The sequence below is a fragment of the Janthinobacterium sp. BJB426 genome, from assembly GCF_002735705.1.
In the GTDB taxonomy this organism is placed as follows: Bacteria; Pseudomonadota; Gammaproteobacteria; order Burkholderiales; family Burkholderiaceae_D; genus Janthinobacterium.
This window is the reverse complement of the sequence record NZ_PDZL01000001.1, coordinates 595352-618114: the sequence shown is the minus strand read 5'-3', so window position 1 is coordinate 618114 and position 22763 is coordinate 595352. Positions and strand designations below refer to the sequence as shown.

Annotated in this window: 22 protein-coding genes and 2 tRNA genes; 12 read left to right on the top strand and 12 right to left on the bottom strand. The window is 64.6% G+C overall.

Features of this window, described 5'->3' with window-relative positions:
- Positions 1 to 11 precede the first annotated feature (11 nt).
- The gene (locus tag CSQ93_RS02760) at positions 12 to 848 is read left to right on the top strand and encodes a D-hexose-6-phosphate mutarotase (protein ID WP_099376608.1); all 837 of its coding nucleotides are present in this window, start codon (positions 12 to 14) and stop codon (positions 846 to 848) included.
- Here the strand turns inward: CSQ93_RS02760 and CSQ93_RS02755 are convergent.
- Positions 845 to 1744 (bottom strand): carbonic anhydrase, encoded by a 900-nt coding sequence (locus CSQ93_RS02755; RefSeq protein WP_416208697.1) that lies wholly within the window; start codon positions 1742 to 1744, stop codon positions 845 to 847. The genes CSQ93_RS02760 and CSQ93_RS02755 overlap by 4 nt on opposite strands.
- Between CSQ93_RS02755 and CSQ93_RS29300 the strand changes: the two genes are divergently transcribed.
- Entirely contained in the window at positions 1743 to 1934 is a 192-nt protein-coding gene (locus CSQ93_RS29300) for a hypothetical protein (protein WP_233516018.1), read from the top strand. The two genes, CSQ93_RS02755 and CSQ93_RS29300, sit on opposite strands and share 2 nt — an antisense overlap.
- A 99-nt stretch (positions 1935 to 2033) precedes the next feature.
- On the opposite strand, the gene CSQ93_RS02750 is transcribed toward CSQ93_RS29300, so the two are convergent.
- Positions 2034 to 2684, bottom strand: a complete 651-nt coding sequence (locus CSQ93_RS02750; protein WP_099376607.1) for a VTT domain-containing protein — start codon at positions 2682 to 2684, stop codon at positions 2034 to 2036.
- A gap of 248 nt (positions 2685 to 2932) precedes the next feature.
- On the opposite strand from CSQ93_RS02750, the gene CSQ93_RS02745 reads away from it, so the two are divergent.
- The 9 genes from CSQ93_RS02745 (at position 2933) to CSQ93_RS02705 (ending at position 12993) form a co-directional block, all read left to right on the top strand.
- Entirely contained in the window at positions 2933 to 3871 is a 939-nt protein-coding gene (locus tag CSQ93_RS02745) for a peptidylprolyl isomerase (RefSeq protein ID WP_099376606.1), read from the top strand.
- Positions 3872 to 3909: 38 nt separating this feature from the next.
- Positions 3910 to 5817 carry a DNA mismatch repair endonuclease MutL gene (mutL, locus tag CSQ93_RS02740; protein ID WP_099376605.1) on the top strand — a complete coding sequence of 636 codons (1908 nt, stop codon included), beginning with the start codon at positions 3910 to 3912 and terminating at the stop codon, positions 5815 to 5817.
- Positions 5818 to 5844: 27 nt separating this feature from the next.
- Entirely contained in the window at positions 5845 to 6804 is a 960-nt protein-coding gene (miaA, locus tag CSQ93_RS02735; protein WP_099376604.1) for a tRNA (adenosine(37)-N6)-dimethylallyltransferase MiaA, read from the top strand.
- A gap of 91 nt (positions 6805 to 6895) precedes the next feature.
- Positions 6896 to 6972 (top strand) — tRNA-Met (locus tag CSQ93_RS02730).
- A gap of 60 nt (positions 6973 to 7032) precedes the next feature.
- Positions 7033 to 7109, top strand: a tRNA-Met gene (locus CSQ93_RS02725).
- Between the two features lie 182 nt (positions 7110 to 7291).
- Positions 7292 to 7819, top strand: a complete 528-nt coding sequence (locus tag CSQ93_RS02720; protein ID WP_099376603.1) for a sigma-70 family RNA polymerase sigma factor — start codon at positions 7292 to 7294, stop codon at positions 7817 to 7819.
- Entirely contained in the window at positions 7816 to 8820 is a 1005-nt protein-coding gene (locus CSQ93_RS02715) for a FecR family protein (protein ID WP_099376602.1), read from the top strand. Before CSQ93_RS02720 ends, CSQ93_RS02715 begins: the two co-directional genes overlap by 4 nt.
- Positions 8821 to 8893: 73 nt before the next feature.
- Entirely contained in the window at positions 8894 to 11377 is a 2484-nt protein-coding gene (locus tag CSQ93_RS02710; protein WP_099376601.1) for a TonB-dependent siderophore receptor, read from the top strand.
- A 107-nt stretch (positions 11378 to 11484) separates the two neighbouring features.
- The gene (locus CSQ93_RS02705; RefSeq protein WP_099376600.1) at positions 11485 to 12993 is read left to right on the top strand and encodes a histidine-type phosphatase; all 1509 of its coding nucleotides are present in this window, start codon (positions 11485 to 11487) and stop codon (positions 12991 to 12993) included.
- Between the two features lie 52 nt (positions 12994 to 13045).
- On the opposite strand, the gene CSQ93_RS02700 is transcribed toward CSQ93_RS02705, so the two are convergent.
- The 7 genes from CSQ93_RS02700 to CSQ93_RS02670 form a co-directional block, all read right to left on the bottom strand.
- A complete protein-coding gene (locus CSQ93_RS02700; protein WP_099376599.1) occupies positions 13046 to 14332 on the bottom strand; it encodes an MFS transporter in 1287 nt (428 codons plus the stop codon).
- 518 nt (positions 14333 to 14850) lie between these two features.
- A complete protein-coding gene (locus tag CSQ93_RS02695; RefSeq protein WP_099376598.1) occupies positions 14851 to 15174 on the bottom strand; it encodes a thioredoxin family protein in 324 nt (107 codons plus the stop codon).
- Between the two features lie 18 nt (positions 15175 to 15192).
- Entirely contained in the window at positions 15193 to 15888 is a 696-nt protein-coding gene (locus CSQ93_RS02690) for a fumarylacetoacetate hydrolase family protein (RefSeq protein ID WP_099376597.1), read from the bottom strand.
- A 75-nt stretch (positions 15889 to 15963) separates the two neighbouring features.
- Positions 15964 to 17259 (bottom strand): MFS family transporter, encoded by a 1296-nt coding sequence (locus CSQ93_RS02685; RefSeq protein WP_035828173.1) that lies wholly within the window; start codon positions 17257 to 17259, stop codon positions 15964 to 15966.
- 154 nt (positions 17260 to 17413) lie between these two features.
- On the bottom strand, positions 17414 to 18616 hold the full coding sequence (gene pcaF / locus CSQ93_RS02680) for a 3-oxoadipyl-CoA thiolase (protein ID WP_099376596.1): 1203 nt from the start codon (positions 18614 to 18616) through the stop codon (positions 17414 to 17416).
- A 26-nt stretch (positions 18617 to 18642) separates the two neighbouring features.
- The gene (locus CSQ93_RS02675; RefSeq protein ID WP_099376595.1) at positions 18643 to 19284 is read right to left on the bottom strand and encodes a 3-oxoacid CoA-transferase subunit B; all 642 of its coding nucleotides are present in this window, start codon (positions 19282 to 19284) and stop codon (positions 18643 to 18645) included.
- A 10-nt stretch (positions 19285 to 19294) separates the two neighbouring features.
- Complete coding sequence (locus CSQ93_RS02670; RefSeq protein WP_077408447.1) at positions 19295 to 19993, bottom strand: 3-oxoacid CoA-transferase subunit A; 699 nt, start codon at positions 19991 to 19993, stop codon at positions 19295 to 19297.
- Between the two features lie 165 nt (positions 19994 to 20158).
- Here CSQ93_RS02670 and CSQ93_RS02665 point away from each other — a divergent pair, with 165 nt between their 5' ends.
- Positions 20159 to 20986 (top strand): IclR family transcriptional regulator domain-containing protein, encoded by an 828-nt coding sequence (locus tag CSQ93_RS02665; RefSeq protein WP_099376594.1) that lies wholly within the window; start codon positions 20159 to 20161, stop codon positions 20984 to 20986.
- A gap of 17 nt (positions 20987 to 21003) precedes the next feature.
- Here CSQ93_RS02665 and CSQ93_RS02660 read toward each other — a convergent pair whose 3' ends face one another.
- Genes CSQ93_RS02660 through CSQ93_RS02650 form a run of 3 tightly spaced genes read right to left on the bottom strand, consistent with a single transcriptional unit; the run spans position 21004 to position 22757 of the window.
- A complete protein-coding gene (locus CSQ93_RS02660; RefSeq protein ID WP_099376593.1) occupies positions 21004 to 21861 on the bottom strand; it encodes a ChaN family lipoprotein in 858 nt (285 codons plus the stop codon).
- Positions 21862 to 21903: 42 nt separating this feature from the next.
- Positions 21904 to 22335, bottom strand: a complete 432-nt coding sequence (locus CSQ93_RS02655; RefSeq protein ID WP_099376592.1) for a DUF6691 family protein — start codon at positions 22333 to 22335, stop codon at positions 21904 to 21906.
- Positions 22332 to 22757 carry a YeeE/YedE family protein gene (locus CSQ93_RS02650; protein WP_099376591.1) on the bottom strand — a complete coding sequence of 142 codons (426 nt, stop codon included), beginning with the start codon at positions 22755 to 22757 and terminating at the stop codon, positions 22332 to 22334. Before CSQ93_RS02650 ends, CSQ93_RS02655 begins: the two co-directional genes overlap by 4 nt.
- Between the last annotated feature and the right edge of the window lie 6 nt (positions 22758 to 22763).

Sequence of the window (22763 nt, the reverse complement as noted above, 5' to 3'; positions counted from 1 at the left end):
GAAAGCCTAGCATGAGCGAGAGTATCTTTGGCGAGCTGCCGGCCGTGACCATCCGCGCCGCCGATGGCGCGCAAGCGACCGTCACCCTGTACGGCGGCCACTTGGTCTCGTGGCAGACCAGCGATGGCCAGGAGCGCCTGTTCTGCAGCCGAGATTCCGCGCTCGACGGCAGCCGCGCCATCCGGGGCGGCGTGCCCGTGATCTTTCCCCAGTTCGGCGCGCGCGGCACGGGCATGCGCCACGGCTTTGCGCGCGTGGCGACCTGGCAGCTGGAATCGAGCGGTGAGGCTGATGGTGCCGCATGGGCGCAATTTGTCCTGACCCAGGCTGACTTGCCGGAAGCGATCGCCGCCAGCTGGGCATACAACTTCACCCTGCGCCTGCGCGTTGCCGTCACGGCCCAATCACTGGAGCTGCACCTGTCCGTGCACAACACGGGCGAGCAGGCGTTTCCATTCTCGGCCGCCCTGCACAGTTATTTTGCGATTGATCAATTGAGCGAAGCGCGCATTGGCGGCTTGCAGCGCGTGCGCTACTCGGACGAGACGCCGCAAGACGCCTTGCAGGCGGAAGAAGTACTGCAATTTTCGGACAAACTGGACCGCATCTACTACCAGCTGCCGGGCACCTTGAGCCTGCAGTCTGGCAGCCATACGCTGCGCCTGGAGCAGCAGGGCTTTACGGACGCCGTCGTGTGGAACCCGGGCGCGCAAGACGCGGCCGCCCTGCCCGACCTGGCCGACGACGAGCAGCCGCGCTTCATCTGCATCGAGCCTGCCCTGATCCAGCCCGACCTGCTGGCCGCCGGCGCCGAATGGACCGGCCGCCAGCGCCTCGCATTCGTTTAATTGGACTCTTTGATGATGCGGCCGTTCGTAGGCTGAATCGGGCGCGCATTCAAGGGATACAAGCGGCTGAACAGCGCCATCTGCGCCGGCGAGGCTTGCACCGGCTGCTTCATCACCATCCACAGCACGCCTTCGCTGCAAGGCGGCTCCGTCATCGATCCCATGTAGGTGTAGTAATCGCGCCGCGTCGGCAGCATCTCGGCCGGGTCGAGCAGGATGGTCGGCTGCATGGTCTCGAATTTTTCCAGCGGCAAATTGTTCCACACGGTCTGGATGGTCGCCTGCGGCGCCCCCCGCTCCAGCAGCAGCGCCAGCACGGCTTGCCGGCCTTCCGCGTCGCGGTGCACCAGGTGCACCACCATCTCGAACGCCTTGCCATTGATGCGCTCTTCGGACGGACGGTGGAAATGGAATTGCTGCAGCTCGAACATGCGGTTCTGCACCGTGATGTAATTGCCGCCGCTCACGCCCACCTGCACCGTGTGGCCATTGTCAACCACGTTGAACGACGACGGATGGTAGTCAAAGCTGATCTGCTCGAGCTCCACCTTCATGCCGTCGCGGATATCGATCGGCGACTGGCGGCTGCCATTGCCGCACTTGGCCCAGTCGACATTGATCTTGCTCCAGTGGGCCGGGCCGCTGTCGCCTTCGTACGACCAGTGCGTGCCGCGCGGCACAGGCGGCGGTGGCGGCGGCGCGGCCTTCACCACGGCGGCGCGCTTGGCACGGGCGGCGGCGCGGGCCGCCTGGGTGGCGCGCATTTCCGCCAGGCGCGCGGCGATGCGTTCGGACAGGTCGACTTCGGCCGCTTCTTCCTTTTCGCGCGCCGTGGGCGCAACGACGACTGGCGCCTTGGCCTCCTTGCCCTTCACCGATTCGGTCAGGGTTTTCATGGCGGCCGCACGCGCCGACGCCGACATCGGCGCGGATGCGGTGGCGCTCGCGGAGGCGGGGGCATCTTTGGCGCTTGCCATGGCCGTCATCGCGGCAAGGCTGCAAGCTAACAGGGCGCTCAAATGTCGCATGGAAATCCAGAAAGTGAGAATACCCTCTGGTTTACGGCTGGAAAGCAACAAAACTTGAATCAACGCGGGAGTAAAACAGAAACGAGGCAGGGAAAAACGGGATCCGGGGCCGGCTGCGGACTGTGCCGCAGCGCGCTTGCCCCGTATCCATGCGGCCTTACGCCGACTTGCCGACCATGCGCTTGTAGAGTTTCCACATGCCGCCCAGTACCACCGGCACGACGGCGGCGCCGACACCGATCAGCACGATCAAGGTCAGGTGGTCGCGGATCCACGGGATATTGCCGAAGAAGTAGCCCGCCGTCACCAGACCGACCACCCACAGCAGGGCGCCCGTCACGTTGTACATCTGGAAGCGCGCATGCGTCATGTCGGAAATGCCGGCCACGAACGGCGCGAAGGTGCGCACCACGGGCACGAAGCGGGCCAGGATGATGGTCTTGCCGCCGTGCTTTTCAAAGAATTCATGCGTGCGGCGCATGGCATCCTTGTTGATCCAGCGGTAATCGTGGGTAAACACCCTTTGCCCGATGGCCTCGCCTATCCAGTAATTGAGCGTGTTGCCCGTGACGGCCGCCGTGACGAGCAGGAAAATCAGCAAGCCCAGGTGCATCTGTCCCGTCGCGCAAAACGCGCCGGCGATAAACAGCAAGGTATCTCCAGGGAAGAAAAACAGCACCACGAGGCCTGTCTCGCAAAAAATAATGGCGAACAGCACCGCATACACGAGGGTGCCGTACTGCTCGATCAAGAGACCCAGCGTCTTGTCGACATGCACGATCATGTCGAGGAATTGCACAAAATCCATATATTTTTCCCTAAAGGTAGCGGCGGAATCATACACCACCGGACCGGCGCAACGGCAGTCCCCGGGCCGATATTTCTGGATTAATTATGCGGCGCCCTTGGCGGCGTGGCAATTTAAGTAAAGGTTAAGGAATCGCCTTATCGGCAGGCAACTGTCAGGATTGCTGTCTGCAATGTTTTTCCAACGAAATATTGGCATTCCGGTATACACTTTCTGCACGGCGCAACCCGCGTCGACCAGGAGAAAACATGTATCGACACCCACTGAGCGGCCTGACCATGGCCACCGTACTGGGCCTTGCACATCTGACCGCCCACGCGGCGCCCGTCCGGATCAAGGCGCCCACCGAACTGCCCGCCAAGGCGACCTTGGCCGACGTGATCAAGGCTTCGAAACCGTCCGACTGGCGTGCGCTGGATCCGGACAACACCCTGTACCTGGACATTCCCGCCGGCCGCGTGGTGATCGAACTGGCGCCGGACTTCGCGCCGAAACACGTGGCCAACATCAAGGCCCTGGTGGCCGAGCAGTATTACGACGGCCTGGCCATCACCCGTGCGCAGGACAACTGGGTGGCACAGTGGGGCGATCCGAACGAGAAAAATCCAAAACCGATCCAGCATGCGCAGCGCACCCTGCCCGGCGAATTTACGGTGCCCTTGAAAAACGTCAAGAGCTTCACACGCCTGCCGGACGTCGACGGCTATGCGCCGCAAGTGGGCCATTCGAACGGCTTCCCGTCCGCGCGCGATCCGAAAACCGGCACGGCCTGGCTCACGCATTGCTATGCCACCGTGGGCGTGGGGCGCGACAGCGCCAGTGACAGCGGCGGTGGCACGGAGCTGTACGCCGTCATCGGCCAGTCGCCGCGCCACCTGGACCGCGACATCACGGTCGTCGGCAGGGTCGTCTCCGGCATGCCATTGCTGTCCACCCTGCCACGCGGCACGGGCCCCATGGGTTTTTATGACAGCCCCGAGAAAAACGTGCCGATCAAGGCCATCCGCCTGGCCGCCAGCGTACCGGCCGGGCAACGCAGCAACCTGGAAGTGATGCGCACCGACAGCGCCGCCTATCAGGCCGTGCTGGAAGCCCAGCGCCACCGCGGCGGCCCATGGAGCAAGGTCACGGCCGGCCATGTCGACCTGTGCAATGCGCCGATACCGGTGCGGGAGGTGGCGAAGTAGCCGATGCCCGGCAATTCGCAAACCGTTATAATCAGGGCATGAACGCTCCCATCACGCCCCACCGCCCGATCCAGGCCCTGCCTGACCAGTTGATTTCGCAAATCGCCGCCGGCGAGGTGGTCGAGCGGCCATCGGCCGTCGTCAAAGAGCTGCTGGAAAACGCGCTCGACTCGGGCGCCACGCAGATCACCGTGCGGCTGGAAGAAGGGGGCGTGAAACGCATCGCCATTACCGATAACGGCCGCGGCATCGACAAGGACCAGCTGCCGCTGGCCCTGGCGCGCCACGCCACCTCGAAGATCGCTTCGCTGCACGACCTGGAAAACGTGGGCACCCTGGGTTTTCGCGGCGAGGCGCTGGCCTCGATCGCCTCGGTGGCCGCCGTCACCGTGACCTCGCGCACGGCGGACGCGGCGCATGCGTGGGAAATCGTCGGCTCGCACAATGGCAGCGTCTCGCCCTCGTCGGGCGCGCACGGCACCACGGTCGACGTGCAAGACCTGTATTTCAACACGCCCGCGCGGCGCAAATTCCTCAAATCGGAGCAGACGGAATACGGCCATTGCGCCGAAGTCGTGCGCCGCATCGCGCTGGCGCGGCCGGACGTGTCGTTCTCGCTGTCGCACAATGGCCGCACCATCGACCAGTGGAATATCAGCGAACTGGCCAAGCGCAGCGCCCACATCCTAGGCAATGACTTCGCCGAAGCGCGCCTGGCGCTGGACGAATCGGCCGGCACCTTGCGCATTCACGGCTTTGCCGGCTTGCCGACAGCGTCCAAGGCGCGCGCCGATGGCCAGTTCTTTTATGTCAACGGGCGCTTCGTACGCGACAAGCTGCTGGTGCACGCCGTGCGCATGGCCTACCAGGACGTGCTGCACGGCGACCGTTTTCCCTCGTACGTGCTGGCGCTCGACCTCGACCCGGCGCTGGTCGACGTCAACGTGCACCCGTCGAAGATCGAAGTACGCTTCCGCGACAGCCGCTCCGTGCACCAGTTTGTCTTCCACGCGGTGCAGCGCGCGCTGGCGCAGACGTCGGCCACGGCATTCGGCAGCGTGCCGGCGCCCCTGCCGGCCGCCTCCACCCTGGGCGGCGATACCGCTGGCGCGGGTTTGGGTGGCCCCGGAATCTGGCGCCGCGAGCAGACGCAGACGTCGTTCGGCGCGCAATTCACGAATACCTTCGCGCCCGCCTCGCCCGGCGCGGCCCGCCCCTTCTTTGCCGATGCACCAGGCGTGGGGCAAGACACAGCGGCCTACGGCGCCCTGTTCGGCGGCGCTGCTGCATCCTCGCCGATCACGCAGGTGGAACCGTATATCGCTTCGCCCGAAGCGATGGCGCGCGAAGAATATCCGCTGGGCTTTGCCCTGGCCCAGCTGCACGGCATCTACATCCTGGCGCAAAACACCAAGGGTCTGGTGCTGGTCGACATGCACGCGGCGCACGAGCGCATCCTGTACGAGCAACTGAAAAACGCACTGCAGGCGCAGGTCTCGGGCCAGGACATGCAGGTGCAGTCCTTGCTGATCCCCGTGACGTTCTACGCGGACGCCATCGAAGTGTCGACGGCGAATGAAAACCAGGACACGTTAAAAGCGCTGGGTTTTGACATCGCCGCCCTGTCGCCCACGACGCTGGCCGTGCGCAGCGTGCCGACCCTGCTGAAAAACGCCGATGCGCAAACCCTGGCGCGCGACGTGCTCCGCGACGTACGCGAATACGGCGGCTCGCGCGTGCTGATCGAGCGCCAGAACGAATTGCTGGGCACTCTGGCCTGCCACACGGCCGTGCGCGCCAACCGGATATTATCGGTGCAGGAAATGAACGCCCTGCTGCGCCAGATGGAAAGCACGGAACGCGCCGACCAGTGCAACCATGGCCGGCCCACGTGGGTGCAGGTCGAGATCAACGCGCTCGATAAACTGTTCCTGCGCGGCCAGTAGACAGTAGGTCGGATTACAAAAGTCAACATGCAAAACACCCCACACCTCCCCCTGGCCGTCGCCATCATGGGCCCCACGGCCAGCGGCAAGACGGCCAGTGCGCTGGCCATCGCGCAAGCCATCCCATCCGAGATCATTTCCGTCGATTCCGCCCTCGTTTACCGGGGCATGGATATCGGCACGGCCAAGCCGTCAAAGGAAGAACTGGCCCAGGTGCCGCATCATTTGATCGACATCATCGACCCGCTCGACGCCTATTCCGTGGCGCAGTTCCGCAACGACACCCTGCGCCTGGTAGCGGAGATCACAGCGCGCGGCAAGCTGCCACTGCTGGTCGGCGGCACCATGCTGTATTTTAAAGGCCTGGCCGATGGCCTCGACGATTTGCCCGGCGCCGATCCCGTGCTGCGCGCCCAGCTGGAAGAAGACGCGGCCGCCATCGGCTGGCCCGCCATGCATGCGCGCCTGGCCGAACAGGATCCCGTCACGGCCGCGCGCCTGGCGCCACAGGATGCGCAGCGCATCGGCCGCGCGCTGGAAATCATCGCCCTATCCGGCCAGCCCATGTCGGCCCTGCTGGACCGGCGCGAAAAGACGGTGCTGCCATTCCAGTTGCAATCGTTCGCGCTGGAACCGTCGGATCGCGCCGTGCTGCACGCGCGCATCGCCACGCGCTTCGACCTCATGCTGAAAAACGATGCCCTGCTCGATGAAGTGGATGGGTTGCGCCGGCGCGGCGACCTGCACCCGGGTTTGCCCTCTATGCGCTGCGTCGGTTACCGCCAGGCCTGGGACTATCTCGATGGCCGCATCGACCGCGCCGCCCTGCGCGAGACGGGCATCATCGCCACGCGCCAGCTGGCCAAACGGCAGCTGACCTGGCTGCGCTCCATGCCGGAACGCATCGTCATCGATTGCCTGGGAGCTGATCCGGCCACGGCCATGCTGGCGCAGATCCAGCCCTTGCTGATGCCGTTACAAAAATAATCATGCCGGCGCCGGCGCGTGAAAAAACCGCACATTTTTTTGCGCCGGCATTGACAAGGAAATGGGAAGACTGGATAATGCTCGGCTGTTGGGTGATATAGCTCAGTTGGTTAGAGCACAGCATTCATAATGCTGGGGTCGGTGGTTCAAGTCCACCTATCACCACCAAAGAACATCGATCAGGTTTTTTACTGGTCAAAACCAGCATCCGGTCTGACCGGTCTGTTTGGTGATATAGCTCAGTTGGTTAGAGCACAGCATTCATAATGCTGGGGTCGGTGGTTCAAGTCCACCTATCACCACCAAGAATTAGCAGTATGAAGAACCCGCCCCTGCACCGTGCAGCGGCGGGTTTTTTCATTTCCGGCACCGCCGCGCGTGCGGCCTGCGCGCAACACCTGCCCCCTCCACATGCAATCGGGGATTGTGGCGAGCCGCCACTGGCGCTTACAATGAGAATAATTCTCATTTATGTTATTCATCACCCATGTCCACCATCCAGCCCAGCCTGCAACAGCAAGTGCAGTCGCTCTACAGCGAGCATCACGGCTGGCTGGTCGGCTGGCTGCGCAAAAAACTCAGCTGCCCGCATGGCGCGGCCGACGTGGCGCAAGATACCTTCGTGCGCATCATCGCTTCGCGCGACGCCCTGTTCGGCATGCGCGAACCGCGCGCCTACCTGTCGACGACGGCGAAGCGCCTGCTGCTTGACCGCGCGCGCCGCCAGATACTCGAACGCAGCTACCTGGCGGAACTGGCCCTGCTGGCCGACAGCCTGCCCGGCGCGCCCTCGCCCGACGAGATCCTGATGGCCGTGCAGGCGCTCGAACAGATCGCCACGGCGCTGGCCGGCTTGTCCGCCAAGGCGCGCGACGCCTTTCTGTTGCACTACCTGGAAGAGCAATCGCAGGCCGCCGTCGCCGCGCAGCTGAACGTTTCCACGCGTATGGTGCAAAAATACCTGGTGCAAGCCTTGCTGGCCTGCCGCCACGCCTGCCCGGCCATGGCCGCATGAATAGCCCCCGCACGGATATCGCCGCTGAACAGGCTGCCCGCTGGATCGTGCAGCTCAGCGCCGACGACCCGGCCGAACGCGACACCGCGCAGGCCGGCTTTGCCGCATGGAAGGCGGCCGACCCGCTGCACGCGAGCGCGGCCGCCGGCATGGAAAACCTGCTGCGTCAATTGAACACCGTGCGCGAGCCGGCCGGCGGCGACCATAGGCCCGCGCGCGCCGCCCTGGCCGCCATCGCCCCAAAGCGTCCCCGCCAGCGTCTGCGCCAGCTGGCCGCGGCCAGCGCCGTGGCCGTGCTCGCGCTGACCGGGGCGCTGGTCATCAGCGAGCGCCCCGCCTACCTGCTGGCCGACCTGCGCAGCCCCACGGGACAATGGCAGACGCACACCCTGGCCGATGGCAGCCGCCTGACCCTGGGCAGCAACAGCGCCGTCAACGTGCACTTCAATGGGGGCGAGCGGCATGTGGAACTGGTGCGCGGCGATATCCTCGTCGACGTGGCCAAGGATGCGCAGCGCCCCTTCATCGTCGACAGCGGCCAGGCGGCGATCCGCGCGCTGGGCACGCGTTTCAGCGTGCGCAGGGAAGACGGCGCCACCATCCTCAGCATGCTGGAATCCAGGGTGCTGGCGCAGGTGCCGCAACATCCGGCCGTCGTGGTGCAGGCGGGCCAGCGCACGCGCATCACGGACGATGGCGTGGGCCCCATCACGGCCATCGATGCGGCCAGCGTGCAGGACGCGTGGCGCGCACGCCGGCTGGTGGTCGACGACTTGCCGCTGGCCGAGGTGCTCGACGAGCTGGCGCGCCACCGCCCCGGCCAGCTGCATTACGACCGCGCGCAGATCGCCGGCATCCGCGTGGCCGCCGTGCTGCCGCTGGACGACACGGACAAGGCGCTGCAGCTACTCATCGACAATTTCCCCCAGCTGCGCATCCGCATGTTGACGCGCTACCTGGTGATGGTGGACGCACCAAACACTGGAACCGCAAAAAAATAATGTGCCACGCAGGTTCGTGTTGGCGCATCTCGTGCGTCAAGGCAGCTGAGATCATTCAAAAAAGGCTGTCACCATGTACGCTCCTGCCGTTCCCGTTTCGTCCCCGAATCCCTTGCGCACGCGTTTGCGTCCGCTGGCCCTGGCGGCCATGCTGCTCACTGGCGCAGGCCTGCATGCCCAGGCAATCGCCCAGGCCGTGCCGGCTGTCGCCAGCTACGCCATCCCCGCCGGCCCGCTGGCTGGCGCCCTGAACCGCTATGCGCAGCAGGCGGGCGTGTCCATCGTCATCGACGCCTCCAAAGTACAGGGTTTGACCAGCGCCGGCCTGCAAGGCAGCTACGCCATCAATGACGGTTTCGCCGTGCTGCTGCGCGGCAGCGGCTATGCGATCGGCAAGACGCCCACCGGCTATGTGCTGGTGGCCGCGCCTGCAGTCGCCGCTCCCACGGCGGCGGCCAGTAGCGCCTCGGCGGCCGAACGCACCATGCCCTCGATTACCATCGTCGGCCAGGCCGAGCAAGGCGCCACCACGGAAGGCAGCGGCTCCTACACGGCGCGCAAGATCAGCATCGGCAAGGGCGAGCAAGCGATGAAGGACATCCCGCAATCGGTCAGCGTGCTGACGCGCCAGCGCCTGGACGACCAAGGCATCACGGACTTGCGCGAAGCCGTCAATAACGTCACCGGCGTGGTGGGCGTGCATGGCGTGGGGCCGGGCGTGGTGATCACGGCGCGCGGCTTCCAGATCGATCAATGGCAGTACGATGGCGTGCCGATCGACCGCAATACCTATGCGCTGGGTAACTGGGGCCAGGAAAACATGGTCATCTACGATCGACTGGAAGTGCTGCGCGGCGCCTCGGGCATGCTCGTTGGCACGGGCAGCCCCGGCGGCTCCGTCAGCCTGGTGCGCAAGCGCCCGGGCGCCACGCGCAGTGTCAGCATGACGGCGCGCGCGGGATCCTGGGACCATTATGGCGCGCAGCTCGACGTCAGCAGCCCCCTGACTGCGGACGGCAGCCTGCGCGGACGCGTCATTGTCGATGAAGACGATACCCACTCCTTCATCGACCAGGTGTGGAGCAAGAACCGCACCCTGTACGCGGCGCTCGACTATGACCTGGGTCCGGCCACCACCCTGGGCCTGGCCATCAGCAACGTCAATGACCACGGCCGCCCCACCTTCATCGGCCTGCCCCGCTACGTGGACGGCAGCGCACTGAATCTGCCCCGCTCCACCTTCACGGGCGCCGACTGGAACCGCAGCGAAGCCCGGCAAACCAACGTGTATCTCGACCTGGAGCACCACTTCAACAGCCAGTGGAGCCTGAAGGCATCGGCCGTGAACATGAAGGAAAACACCGGCTCCGTGCACCAGCGCCTGGCTTCCGCCATCCAGCCCGACGGCAGCGGCGCGAGCTATGGCGACTTTGGCATGGATTTCGACAACCGCAAGCGCGGCATCGATACCTACGTACGCGGCAAATTCGACGGCCTGGGCATGGCGCAGGAAGTGCTCGTGGGCGCCAGCTATGTCACGCTGGCGTCGGACGACCGCTACGCGCGCGCCTGGGAATCCGGGGCGAACGTCTTCAACATCAAGCACCACCGCCCATGGCAAGATATCGACAGCATCGCCGCGCGCCCAATGGGCGTGACCAGCAACAGCACCTACGAAATACGCCAGAAAGGCCTGTATGGCAGCTGGAATGGCCAGTTGACCGGCAAGCTGAAAACCGTGCTGGGCGGACGCTTCAGCTGGTATGACTTCCTGTATGCGACGCCGAAAGGTTCCGAAGAACAACTCAACGCCACCGCCAAGTTCACGCCATCGGCGGGACTGATCTACGCGCTCGATCCGCAATGGTCGGCTTACGCCAGCTATGCCGACATCTTCACGCCGCAAAGCATCCGCGACGTGCAAGGCAAGGTCCTCAAGCCCATCACGGGCAGCAACTACGAGGCGGGCATCAAGGGGGAACTGATGGATGGCAAGGTCAACACCTCGCTGGCCGTATTCCGCTATGACCACAAGAACCGCTCCGTCACCGACTATGCTGCCGACCTCGCGTGCGACGGGCAGTACTGCTCGCGCGCCTCGGGCAAGGTGCGCAGCCAGGGCATGGAAGCGGAAGTATCGGGCGAAGTGGCGCGCGGCTTGCAGCTGTCGGCCGGTTACGCCTATACGACGACAACCTATCTGAACGACCCGGACAATCAGGGCAAGATCTTTTCCACCTGGACGCCGAAACACATGCTGCGTGTCTGGTCTTCCTATACCCTGCCTGGCGCCTGGGACAAATTCAGCGTGGGCGCCGGCGTCAACACGCAAAGCCATACGCTCGATACCGCGTACACATTCAAGGTTGCCGGCTTCTCGATCTGGAACGCGCGCCTGGCCTGGCAAGCCACGCCGCAAGTAGCCCTGTCGCTGAACGTCAACAATGTGCTCGACAAGCGCTACATCATCCCGGCCTACAACACCACCGGGTCGAACAACTACTATGGCGACCCGCGCAACGTGCAGTTCACCTTGAAGTACACGCCGAAATGGTAGGCTGACGCACTGCGCTGACAGCACAGGCGGGCACGGCATTCAGCCGTGCCCGCCTTTTTTTCGTTCAGTGCTAGGCTTGCATTCAAGAAACCATCCGCAAAAAAAACATGTCCCAACAGCTTACCCTGTCCAGCATTGCGCTGGCCCTGGCCCTGCACGCCAGTTCCGCCCTCGCCTTCGACGGCCATTACCAGACCAAGACACCGTACGCGCCGCAGCAGGATCCGGCCACCTATGCCGCGCCGCCGGCCGGCTTCCAGCCAATTTTCACGCAGCTGGTGGCGCGCCACGGTGCGCGCGGATTGACGAGCATGAAGGGCGACGCGGCCCTGTACGCGATGTGGCAGCAGGCGGCCGCGCAGGATGCCCTGACGCCGCTGGGGCGCGCACTGGGTCCCGACATCCTGGCCCTGATGCGGGCGAACGCCTTGCTCGGTTATGGCGTGGCCGGCATCGAGCAGCCCGGCTACGGCAACCTGTCGCAAACGGGCATCGAGGAACACCGGCAGCTGGCCGCGCGCATGCTGGCGCGCCTGCCCACCCTGTTTGCGCAAATCGGGCAAGATGCCGCGACGGCGCCGCGCCAGCTCGTCACCATCCATTCCGGCGTGGACCGCGCGCGCGACAGTGCGCGCTTCTTCACGCAGTCGCTGCTCGAACACGCGCCCGCGGTACAGCCGATATTACAAGCGGATGGCGTCAACCGCTTCCTGCTGTACGCGCACAAGCTGGCGCCGCAGACGGACCGGGTCACCGATCCGGGCCATCCTTATTACGCCACCTACCATGCCAGCCAGGCGTACCAGCGCTATATCCGCACCAAGGGCCTGCACGCGCTGATGGACTCGCCCGCCCGGCTGCCGGCAGCGGCGATGCACGCGCGCCATGTGCTCGAACGGCTGTTTGCGCCCGCCTTCCTCGACCAGCTTGAGCGCGGCGGCGCCAGCTATGCCGACACGGGCAACTACACCTTCACCAGCGACGACGGCAAACTCACGCGCAGCATGAAGGGCAGCGGCAAGACCTTCATCCGCAGCCTGAGTGCGGCCGCCACGCAGCTGTATGCGCTGTACGCGATCGCCGCCGGCATGCGCCATGAAGCGCCGGCCGATTTCAACCGCTACATGCCCGCCGAGGATGCGCGCTACTACGCCGCTGTCGCCGACCACGAGGATTTCTACGAAAAAGGACCGGCCACCACGGAAAGCGCCGGCGTGACCTGGCGCTTCGCGCTGGCCCTGCGTGAGGATTTTTTCAAGGAAGTCGATGCGCTGGCCAAAGGAGATTTGCGCCACGCGGCCAAGCTGCGCTTCACACATGCCGAGATGATCATCCCGCTGGCATCGGCCATGGGCTTGCAGCAGCCGCTGCCGGCTTCGGCCAGTTACAGTTATGACGCGAATCCCTGGCGCGGCCAGACCGTCGCGCCGCTGGCGGCCAACATGCAGTGGGACGTATACCGCAATGGCGAGGGCCAGCTGATCGTGCGCCTGCTGTACAACGAAAAGGAAACGCCGTTCCAGCCATCGTGCGACAGTGCCCGCATCGCGCCGGGCAGCGTCTTCTATGATTACGCGGGACTGAAAGCCTGCTACGGCCACGTGGCGGCGCAATAAAAAAGCCGCCAGCTGGGCAACTGGCGGCTTTCGAACTTCGAGCAGAAAGCAGTTACTGCCAGGCTTCCTTGCCCTCGCGTGGCTTGCCCACCATCAGCAAGGCGCCCAGGGTCAGCACGGCGGCCAGCGACAGGTAGTAACCCACGTATTGCAAGCCGTAATTCGTCGCCAGCCAGGTGGCGATGTACGGCGCCAGCGAGGCACCCAGAATGCCGGCCAGGTTGAACGTCAGCGAAGCGCCCGTGTAGCGCACTTCGGGCGGGAACAGCTCGGACAACATCGTGCCCAGCGGTCCGTAGGTCATGCCCATCAGGCCCAGGCCGACGGCCATGAAGACCGTCACTTCCCACGTCACGCCGGAGCCGAACATGGGCGCGAGCACCAGGCCGAAGATGGCGATGGCGACGGAGACCCAGATCAGGGTGGCGCGGCGGCCGCGGCGGTCGGCCAGCACGGCCGAGAATGGAATCGTCAGGGCAAAGAACAGCACGGCAAACAGCTGCACGACGAGGAATTCCTTGCGCGTGAAGCCCAGCTTGGTCGTGCCCCAGCTCAGCGCGAACACCGTCATCAGGTAGAACAGCACGAAGGTGGCCAGGGCGATGATGGTGCCCAGGAACAGCATGCGGCCATGCTGGCGGAACACGGTGGCGACGGGCAGTTTGACGACCTCGTTCTTGTCGATGACTTTCTGGAAGTCCGGCGTTTCCGTGATCTTCAGACGCACATACAGGCCGACGATGACCAGCAGCGCGCTGGCCAGGAACGGGATGCGCCAGCCGTAGCTGAAGAATTGCTCATCGGTCATGGTTTCGCTCAGCAGCAGGAAGATGCCGCCCGACAGGAAGAAGCCGATCGGCGCGCCCAGCTGCGGGAACATGCCGTACCAGGCGCGTTTGCCGGGTGGCGCGTTTTCCGTGGCCAGCAGCACCGCGCCGCCCCACTCGCCGCCCAGACCCAGGCCCTGACCGAAACGGCACAGCGCCAGCAGCAGCGGCGCCAGGGTGCCGATGGCGGCATACGTCGGCAGCAAGCCGATGATGACGGTCGAGATACCCATCGTCAGCAAGGCGGCGACCAGGGTCGCCTTGCGGCCGATGCGGTCGCCGAAATGGCCGAACACGGCCGAACCGATGGGGCGGGCGAAGAAGGCGATGGCGAACGTGGCCAGCGACTGCAGCACGGCGGCCGACGGGTCGCCGGCGGGGAAGAACAGTTTCGGGAACACCAGCACGGCGGCGGTGGCGTAGATATAAAAGTCAAAGAACTCGATGGTGGTGCCGATCAGGCTGGCGAACAGCACCGTGCCGGGGGAATTTTTCTTGGGGGGGGTGCTCATTTACTGCGCTCCTTGGGGAGGGTGTCTAAAGGCCATTCTCTGGATGTTTTTTCAGGCAGCAGCACAGCACGGTGTCTAGGCGCGCGGTTCACATATCATAGCTGTGCGCGGGCGTAATTGCTGCGAATTTGCTATTAAATTCGCAAACAAATTCCATGCCGCAACACGCCGTTGTTAACGGCAGACAACGGTGTACCAACGCGCGCTATCGCGCCGTGATCAGTGCTGATTTAGAGAAACAACGGTCGTGCGCCATCCGGTTACCCGGGGCACGGCAGGAAAGGCGTCAGGGGATGGGCGACGTGTATCAGGCCCGGCGTATCGCCAGGCATTCCGTACCAGACCCGCGCGTCGGCATCGCGGCATCGGTCATTTGTGGTGAATCCTTGCCTGCGGCCCCTCCGGGTGGAGCGGGCCGGCGATCATCGCGCTGCATCACGAAGGATGCGGTTAATCTTGCTGTAAGCGGCTTATGATACGCGCAGTGGTGCAGTGCGGCAAGAAATGATGGAAATCACCTAGGCCTCGATCAGGGCGAACGCCTTGCCGATTTCCGCGCTGTCGAGCGGGCGCACGAGGCGCGCCACTTCCTGGCCATCCTTGAGGAAAATCAAGGTCGGCCACAGCTTCACCCGGAACGCGCGCCCCAGGGCGCGGCCGGGGCCGTCTTCCACGCGCAGGTGTGGTACCGCGGGGTGCTGCGCAAACGCGGCGGCCAGCGGCGCCTGGGTGGCGCGGCAATGGCCGCACCACCCCGTGCCAAATTCCAGCAGGGCCGGCCCCGTCAAGGCGTCGATCTCGGCCCGCGTCGGTTGTGCTACGGAATATGTGTCGTGCATCATGCCCGTCTCCTTGAGAACTTAGACCACTTTCACGCGCAAGGTCTCCAGGCCATCGATGGCCCCCACCAGCTCGTCGCCGCGCTGCACGGCCGCCACGCCGGCCGGCGTGCCCGTGTAGATCAGATCGCCCGGCTGCAAGGTAAAGTAGGTCGACAGGTCGGCGATAGTTTCCGCCACGTTCCAGATCAGCATGTCGATGCTGCTGGCCTGGCGCAGCTCACCGTTCACGTGCAGGGTAATGGCGGCGCTGCCAATATTCCCCGCCTGCACGGCCGGGGTGATGGGACCGATGGGCGCCGAATGCTCGAAGGCCTTGCCCGTGTCCCATGGACGGCCCAGTTTTTTCGCTGCGCCCTGCACGTCGCGTCGCGTCATGTCCAGGCCCACGGCATAGCCCCACACGTGGCTCAACGCCTCTTCGGCGCCGATGTCGCTGCCGCCCTTGCCGATGGCCACCACCAGCTCCATCTCGTGCTGGAAATCCTGCGTCTGCGCCGGATATGGCAGTTCGCCCGTCGTGCCGGCAGGCACGGGCAGCACGGCGTCGTTTGGTTTCATGAAGAAAAACGGCGCCTCGCGGCCCGTGTGGCCCATTTCCTTGGCGTGGTCGACATAGTTGCGGCCCACGCAATAGATGCGGTGGACAGGGAACGTATCAACGCTGCCGGTGACGGGAACGCTGGGCTGGATGGCTGCGGGAATGACATACGACATGAAAACTCCTGATCGGCACGATAAAAAGACGGTGATGAAAAAGGGACACCGCAGTGCCCCCATTTTACGACAACGTTACTTCAACAGCCCCGAGCGGCTCGGGTCCGGCATGCGGATGGCGACGATGAAGGAAATCAGGCACATGACGGTCACGTACCAATAGAAATATTCTTCCACGTGCCAGGCCTTGAACTGCAGCGCCACGTATTCGGCCGAACCGCCGAACATGGCGTTGGCGACCGCATACGACAGGCCCACGCCCAGCGCGCGCACTTCGACGGGGAACATTTCGGCCTTGATCAAGCCGCTGATCGACGTGTAGAAACTGATCACGGCCAGCGCGATGATGATCAGGCCAAACGCCGCGTACGGGCTGGTGACGTCCTTCAAGGCATGCATGATTGGCAACACGCACAGGGTAGCCAGGCCGCCAAAGAACAGCATCGACGTGCGGCGGCCGATGCGGTCGGACAGGGCGCCGAACACCGGTTGCAAAATCATGTACACCAGCAAGGCGCAGGTCATGACGGCGCTGGCCGTCTTGGTATCCATGCCGGCCGTATTGACCAGGTATTTCTGCATGTAGGTGGTAAACGTGTAGAACACGAGCGAGCCGCCGGCAGTAAAGCCCAGTACCGTGATGAAGGCGCGCTTGTGTTTGAGCAAGCCGCGCAGGCTGCCCGCATCCTTGTCCTTGCGCTCGCTGGCGGTGGTCGTTTCCGTCAGGGATTTACGCAGGTTCAGCGACACGAGGGCCGCCAGGGCGCCAAACACGAACGGGATGCGCCAGCCCCAGGCACGCAATTCTTCCAGGGTCAAGAGTTGCTGCAAGACCACCAGCACCAGCAAGGCCAGCAATTGGCCGCCGATCAGGGTCACGTACTGGAACGAGGCAAAGAAACCGCGCTTGCCCGATTCCGACACTTCACTCATGTAGGTGGCGCTGGTGCCGTATTCGCCGCCCACGGACAGGCCCTGGAACAGACGCGCCACCAGCAGCAGGAACGGGGCGAAGGCGCCGATGGTTTCATACGTGGGCAGCACGGCGATCATCAGGGAACCGCCGCACATCATCAGCACGGAAATCATCATCGACTGGCGGCGGCCGTATTTATCGGCGATGCGGCCAAACAACCAGCCGCCCACCGGACGCATGAGGAAGCCGGCGGCGAAAATGCCGGCCGTCTGCAGCAGCTGCGTCGTCGGGTTACCGGAAGGGAAGAAAGCGTGCGAGAAATACAGCGCGCAGAACGAGTAAATGTAGAAGTCGAACCATTCGACCAGGTTACCGGAGGAAGCGCCAATGATGGCCTTGATGCGCTGCTGGGAAGTCAGCTGCGCAACGTCATGCGGAGTATCGTGGGATGTCATATCAGTCTTCTTGTTCGTGTGAAAAAGCCAACGCCAGCCCGGTTGCCCGGGCTGGTTTTGCATCATACGCCCTTGATCAGGGTCAAAAAGCCGCCCGGCATACGGGTTAATACGTATGACGGGCAACTTTTTTTTTGCTTTCAGGCGCTGTCGATCAGACCCGTTCCAGCACCAGCGCGATGCCCTGGCCCACGCCGATGCACATGGTACATAAGGCATAGCGCCCGCCCGTGCGGTGCAGCTGGTTGACGGCCGTCATGGCCAGGCGCGCGCCCGAGGCGCCCAGCGGGTGGCCCAGGGCGATCGCGCCGCCGTTCGGGTTGACGCGCGGGTCGTCGTCGGGCAAGCCCAGCTGGCGCAGCACGGCCAGGCCTTGCGCGGCAAACGCTTCGTTCAGTTCGATGACGTCGAAGTCGGCCAGGGTCAAACCCGTCATGGCCAGCACTTTCAGGGTGGCGGGCGCGGGGCCGATGCCCATGATGCGGGGCGCCACGCCGGCGGTGGCCATGGCCACGACACGGGCGCGCGGCGTCAGGCCAAAGCGGGCCGCGTTCGCCTCGTCGGCCAGCAGCAGCGCCGCCGCACCATCGTTGACGCCGGAAGCGTTGCCGGCGGTAATCGTGCCGTCCGCGCGCACGACGGGTTTCAATTTGGCCAGGATCTCCAGGGTGGTGGCGCGCGGATGCTCGTCGCGGCTGACAACGACGGGGTCGCCCTTCTTGTGCGCGATGCTGACAGGACAGATTTCACTGTCGAACACGCCCGCCTGCTGCGCCGCCAGGGCCTTGACCTGGCTGGCCAGGGCGAACGCGTCCTGGTCCGCGCGGCTGATACCAAAGTCGGACGCCACGTTTTCCGCCGTTTCCGGCATCGAGTCGACGCCGTACCGGGCCTTCATCAGCGGGTTGATGAAACGCCAGCCGATGGTCGTGTCTTCCATTTTCATGCCGCGTGAAAAAGCGCCGTCGGCCTTGCCCATGACAAACGGTGCGCGGCTCATGCTTTCCACGCCGCCGGCGATCATCAATCCCGCTTCGCCGCTCTTGATGAAACGGGCGGCGCTGCCGATGGCGTCCAGGCCCGAGCCGCACAGGCGGTTCAGGGTGGCGCCCGGCACGCTGTCGGGCAAGCCGGCCAGCAAGGCCGCCATGCGCGCCACGTTGCGGTTGTCCTCGCCCGCCTGGTTGGCGCAGCCGTACAGCACGTCGGTAACAAAAGTCCAGTCCACCTCGGGATTGCGCGCCATCAAGGCACGGATGGGCACGGCGCCCAGGTCGTCGGCGCGCACGCCGGACAGGCCGCCGCCGTAGCGGCCAAACGGCGTACGCTGCGCGTCGCAAATGTATGCGTGAGTCATGTTCTCTCCTCCAAGAAAGTGTTGAATTAACGTCCGTCCGTCAGCGGCACGGCCGTCAACGCTTGCAGCTGTTCAAAACTCAAGCCATCGACCAGTTCGACGACTGTGGCGCCGGCGGGCGACAGGTCAAGCACGGCCAGGTCGCTGTAGATGCGGCTGACGCAAGCAATGCCCGTGAGCGGGTAGCTGCACGCCTGCACCAGCTTGCTTTCACCCGTCTTGGTCAGCAACTCCATCATGACCCAGGTTTTTTTCGCGCCGATGGCCAGGTCCATGGCCCCGCCCACGGCGGGAATGGCGTCCGGCGCGCCCGTGTGCCAGTTGGCCAGGTCGCCCGTGGCGGACACTTGAAACGCGCCCAGCACGCAAATGTCCAGGTGGCCGCCGCGCATCATGGCGAAGCTGTCGGCATGGTGGAAATAGCTGCCGCCGGGCAGCAGGGTGACGGGCTGCTTGCCTGCATTGATCAGGTCATAGTCTTCCTCGCCCGGCGCGGGCGCGGGGCCCATGCCGATGACGCCGTTTTCGCTGTGCAGGATGATGTCGGCGCCAGCCGGCAAGTGGTTCGCCACCAGGGTCGGCAAGCCGATGCCCAGGTTGACGACACTGCCTTCATGGATGTCGGCCGCCACGCGGGCTGCCATTTGATCTCGATTCCATTTATTCACTTGATACTCCTCAGGCAGCTTTGAAGCCGGCGGGGCCGGTGGCCGTGCGCGGCACTTGCACGAGGCGCTGCACGAACAGGCCCGGCGTGATGACATGTTCAGGATCGATGCTGCCCAGCTCGGCAACTTCATGCACGGAGGCAATGCTGACCTTGGCGGCCATGGCCATGATGGGACCGAAGTTGCGCGCCGTCTTGCGGTAAGTCAGATTGCCCCAGCGGTCGCCCTGCTCCGCCTTGATCAGCGCGAAATCGGCGTGGATCGGTGACTCGAACACATACATGCGGCCATCGATCTCGCGCGTTTCCTTGCCCTTGGCCAAGTCCGTGCCATAGCCCGTGGGCGTGAAAAAGCCGCCGATGCCGGCGCCGGCGGCGCGGATGCGCTCGGCCAGATTGCCCTGCGGCACCAGTTCCAGCTCCAGCTTGCCCGCGCGGTACAAGGCGTCGAAGACGTGGGAATCGGCCTGGCGCGGGAAGGAGCAGATGATCTTGCGCACTTGCCCGTTTTTCAGCAGGGCGGCCAGGCCCGTGTCGCCATTGCCCGCATTGTTGTTGACGATGACGAGGTCGCGCGCGCCCTGGGCGATCAAGCCGTCGATCAGCTCGGCCGGCTGGCCCGCGCCGCCGAAGCCGCCAATCATGACGGTGGCGCCATCGTGGATATCGGCCAGCGCATCAAGCACGCTGGAACGCAGTTTGTCGATCATTGCTGTCTCCTCCAAGTCAAACCCATCAGCCATTTGTTCGCATATCGAACAAATATTCGCATTTAGAACTTATTCGTGAGAATATGCCTGATCGGGGCGCTTGTCAATTTGCCGTTTTCGCCAGCGCCATGGCTATAATTGCCACCTTGATCAATTGGAATTGCCATGACCGCACGCAGCAGCACCTCCCTCTCCGCCGAAGACACCGTTGATGCCGATGGCGCACCGCGCCCAGGCGACAGCTATGTGCAATCGTTCGCGCGGGGCCTGGCCGTGCTGCGCAGCTTTGGCGCGGATGCGCCGCAACAGACCCTGAGTGAAGTGGCGGAACGGGCGCAGCTGACGCGCGCGGGCGCGCGGCGCATCCTGCACACCTTGTTGCATCTTGGCTACGTGGAAGCGGACGGGCGGCTGTTCAGTTTGACGCCCAAGGTGCTCGACCTCGGTTACGCCTACCTGTCATCCCTGCCCGTGTGGACGCAGGCGCAGCCGCTGCTGGAAGAATTGATGCAGACCTTGCGCCAGTCGTGCTCAGCCACCGTGCTCGACGGCGACGACATCGTGTATGTGGTGCGCCTGTCCGCGCACCGCACCATGTCGATCAACCTGGGCATCGGCAGCAGGCTACCCGCCTATTGCACCTCGATGGGACGGGTTTTACTGTCGGGCCTGGCGCCCGACGTGCTGCGCGAACGGCTATCGAAGATGGCGCTGCTGAAAATCACGCCGGCGACCAAGGTCGATATCGACGTCTTGATGGAAGAGATTGCACAAGTGCGACGCCAGGGCTGGTGCCTGGTGCAGGAAGAACTGGAACAGGGCTTGATCGCCCTGGCCGCGCCCGTGTTCGACCGGGCCGGCAAGGTGGTGGCAGCGATCAACGTCAGCGGCCAGACGGCGGGGCCGTCCGTGGCGCATCTGCTGGAACACAGCCTGCCGAAACTGCTCGATACGGCCAGCCGGGTCAGCGCCCTGGTGCGGGTGCAGCAGTAGCGTTTATTGCTTGAACCTTATTTCTTGAATTTGGCGCACGGGTCCGGGCGCGGTTGCGCCGGCATCGTTTGCGTCAGGTCAAACGTGCCCTTGAAACCAGTGCTACCCTGCTCCAGGTAGCCGATGCTGCGCAGGTTCAGTTGCGGGTCGGCCAGTTTCAGCCAGCGGGGCACGCCGATATCCTTGCGCACATGCGCATTGCCGGCGATCAGCACCACGTCGCGCGGCGCCTGGTCGCGGATCAGCTTGGCCATCCAGATATCGCGCGCCACCTGGGCGTTGACGACGCCTTTGATCATCATGTCGGGCAGCATGTTGCAACGGGCCGCCTGGACTTCCTTCTGTTGCCCGTCGAGGATATCGGCCGGCACGGGCGCGGCCAGGTAGGTGGCCACCATGGCGGGCGGCATCGACCACTGGATGCCGTCGCGTACGATGCGCGAGGCATCGGCGGGCGACAGATTGCCGGCGACCAGGGTCAGCTGGTAGCTGATGACGAGGTCCAGCACGGGGCGGTACAAGCTCCAGTCCCAGCGCGGCTGTTCCATCACGCGGATGATGCAATCGGGGTCGGCGCAATCGCGCGCGGCGCGCGTCAGCAAGGCCTGGTTTTCGCGGTCGAACTGTTCCATGACAATTACGGGACGCCAGCCGGTCGCCAGGCGGCGGCGCAATTCCTCCACGCGCAGGCGCTGGCCTTGCGCATTGTCATGGACTTCGCCCAGCAGCAACACTTGCGGATTGGGCAAGGTGTCAGCCACGGGCACAGGAGCGGGCGGAGCATCTTTCTTCAGCAAGCTGCCGCAGGCGGCCAGCGCCAGCACGCTGCACAGCAGGGCGGCGCGCGCGCCGGCGCGGAAAATCACGGTTGTCATGTAAGCGGTATCCAAAGTGGCGATGCGCCAGATTGTACCGTCTCAGGCCGGCGCGGGCAGCTTGCGGCGCTCCAGCACTTCAAACAGGGCCATGCCGGCCAGCATCGCGCTCACAAACAGCCACGCCTTCGGCTGGCCCGCCAGCAGGGACACGAGGGCGGGGCCGGGACAGAAACCGGCGATGCCCCAGCCCGCGCCAAAGGCCAGGCTGCCCAGCAGCAAGCGCCGGTCGATGCGCCGCGATGCCGGCAATTGCATGGTTTCACCCAGCAGCGACCTGGTGCGCCGCCGCGCCAGCCAGAAGGCCGGCAGGGCCACGCCGATGGCGCCGCCCATCACCAGCGCCAGCGACGGGTCCCAGGCGCCCGCCAAGTCGAGGAAACCAAGCACCTTGGCCGGGTTGCTCATGCCGGAGACGATCAGGCCCAAGCCAAAGACGAGGCCGCTCAACAGGGAAAGGAGTAGTCTACTCATAGGTGGCGCAACAGATAGACGGTGAAGAAACCGGCCGCCATGAAGGCACACGTGGCCGCCAGCGAACGGGGCGACAGGCGCGACAGGCCGCATACGCCGTGGCCGCTGGTGCAGCCGGCGCCGTAGCGCACGCCCACACCCACCAGCAGGCCCGCGACGATCAGGGCGGGCGTACCCGCGTCGATCTGCACGGGCGGCAAGGCATGCCACAGCTGATACAGCAGGGGCGTGCCGACCAGGCCGGCAAGAAAGGCGATGCGCCAGCCCAGGTCGCCACTGCGCGGGCGCAGCATCCCGGCGACAATGCCGCTGATGCCGGCGATGCGGCCATTGAACAGCATCAGCAAGGCAGCGGCCAGGCCGATCAGCATGCCGCCGGCCAGCGAGGCCCATGGCGTGAAGTGCTGCCAGGCTATGCTCATGGCAGT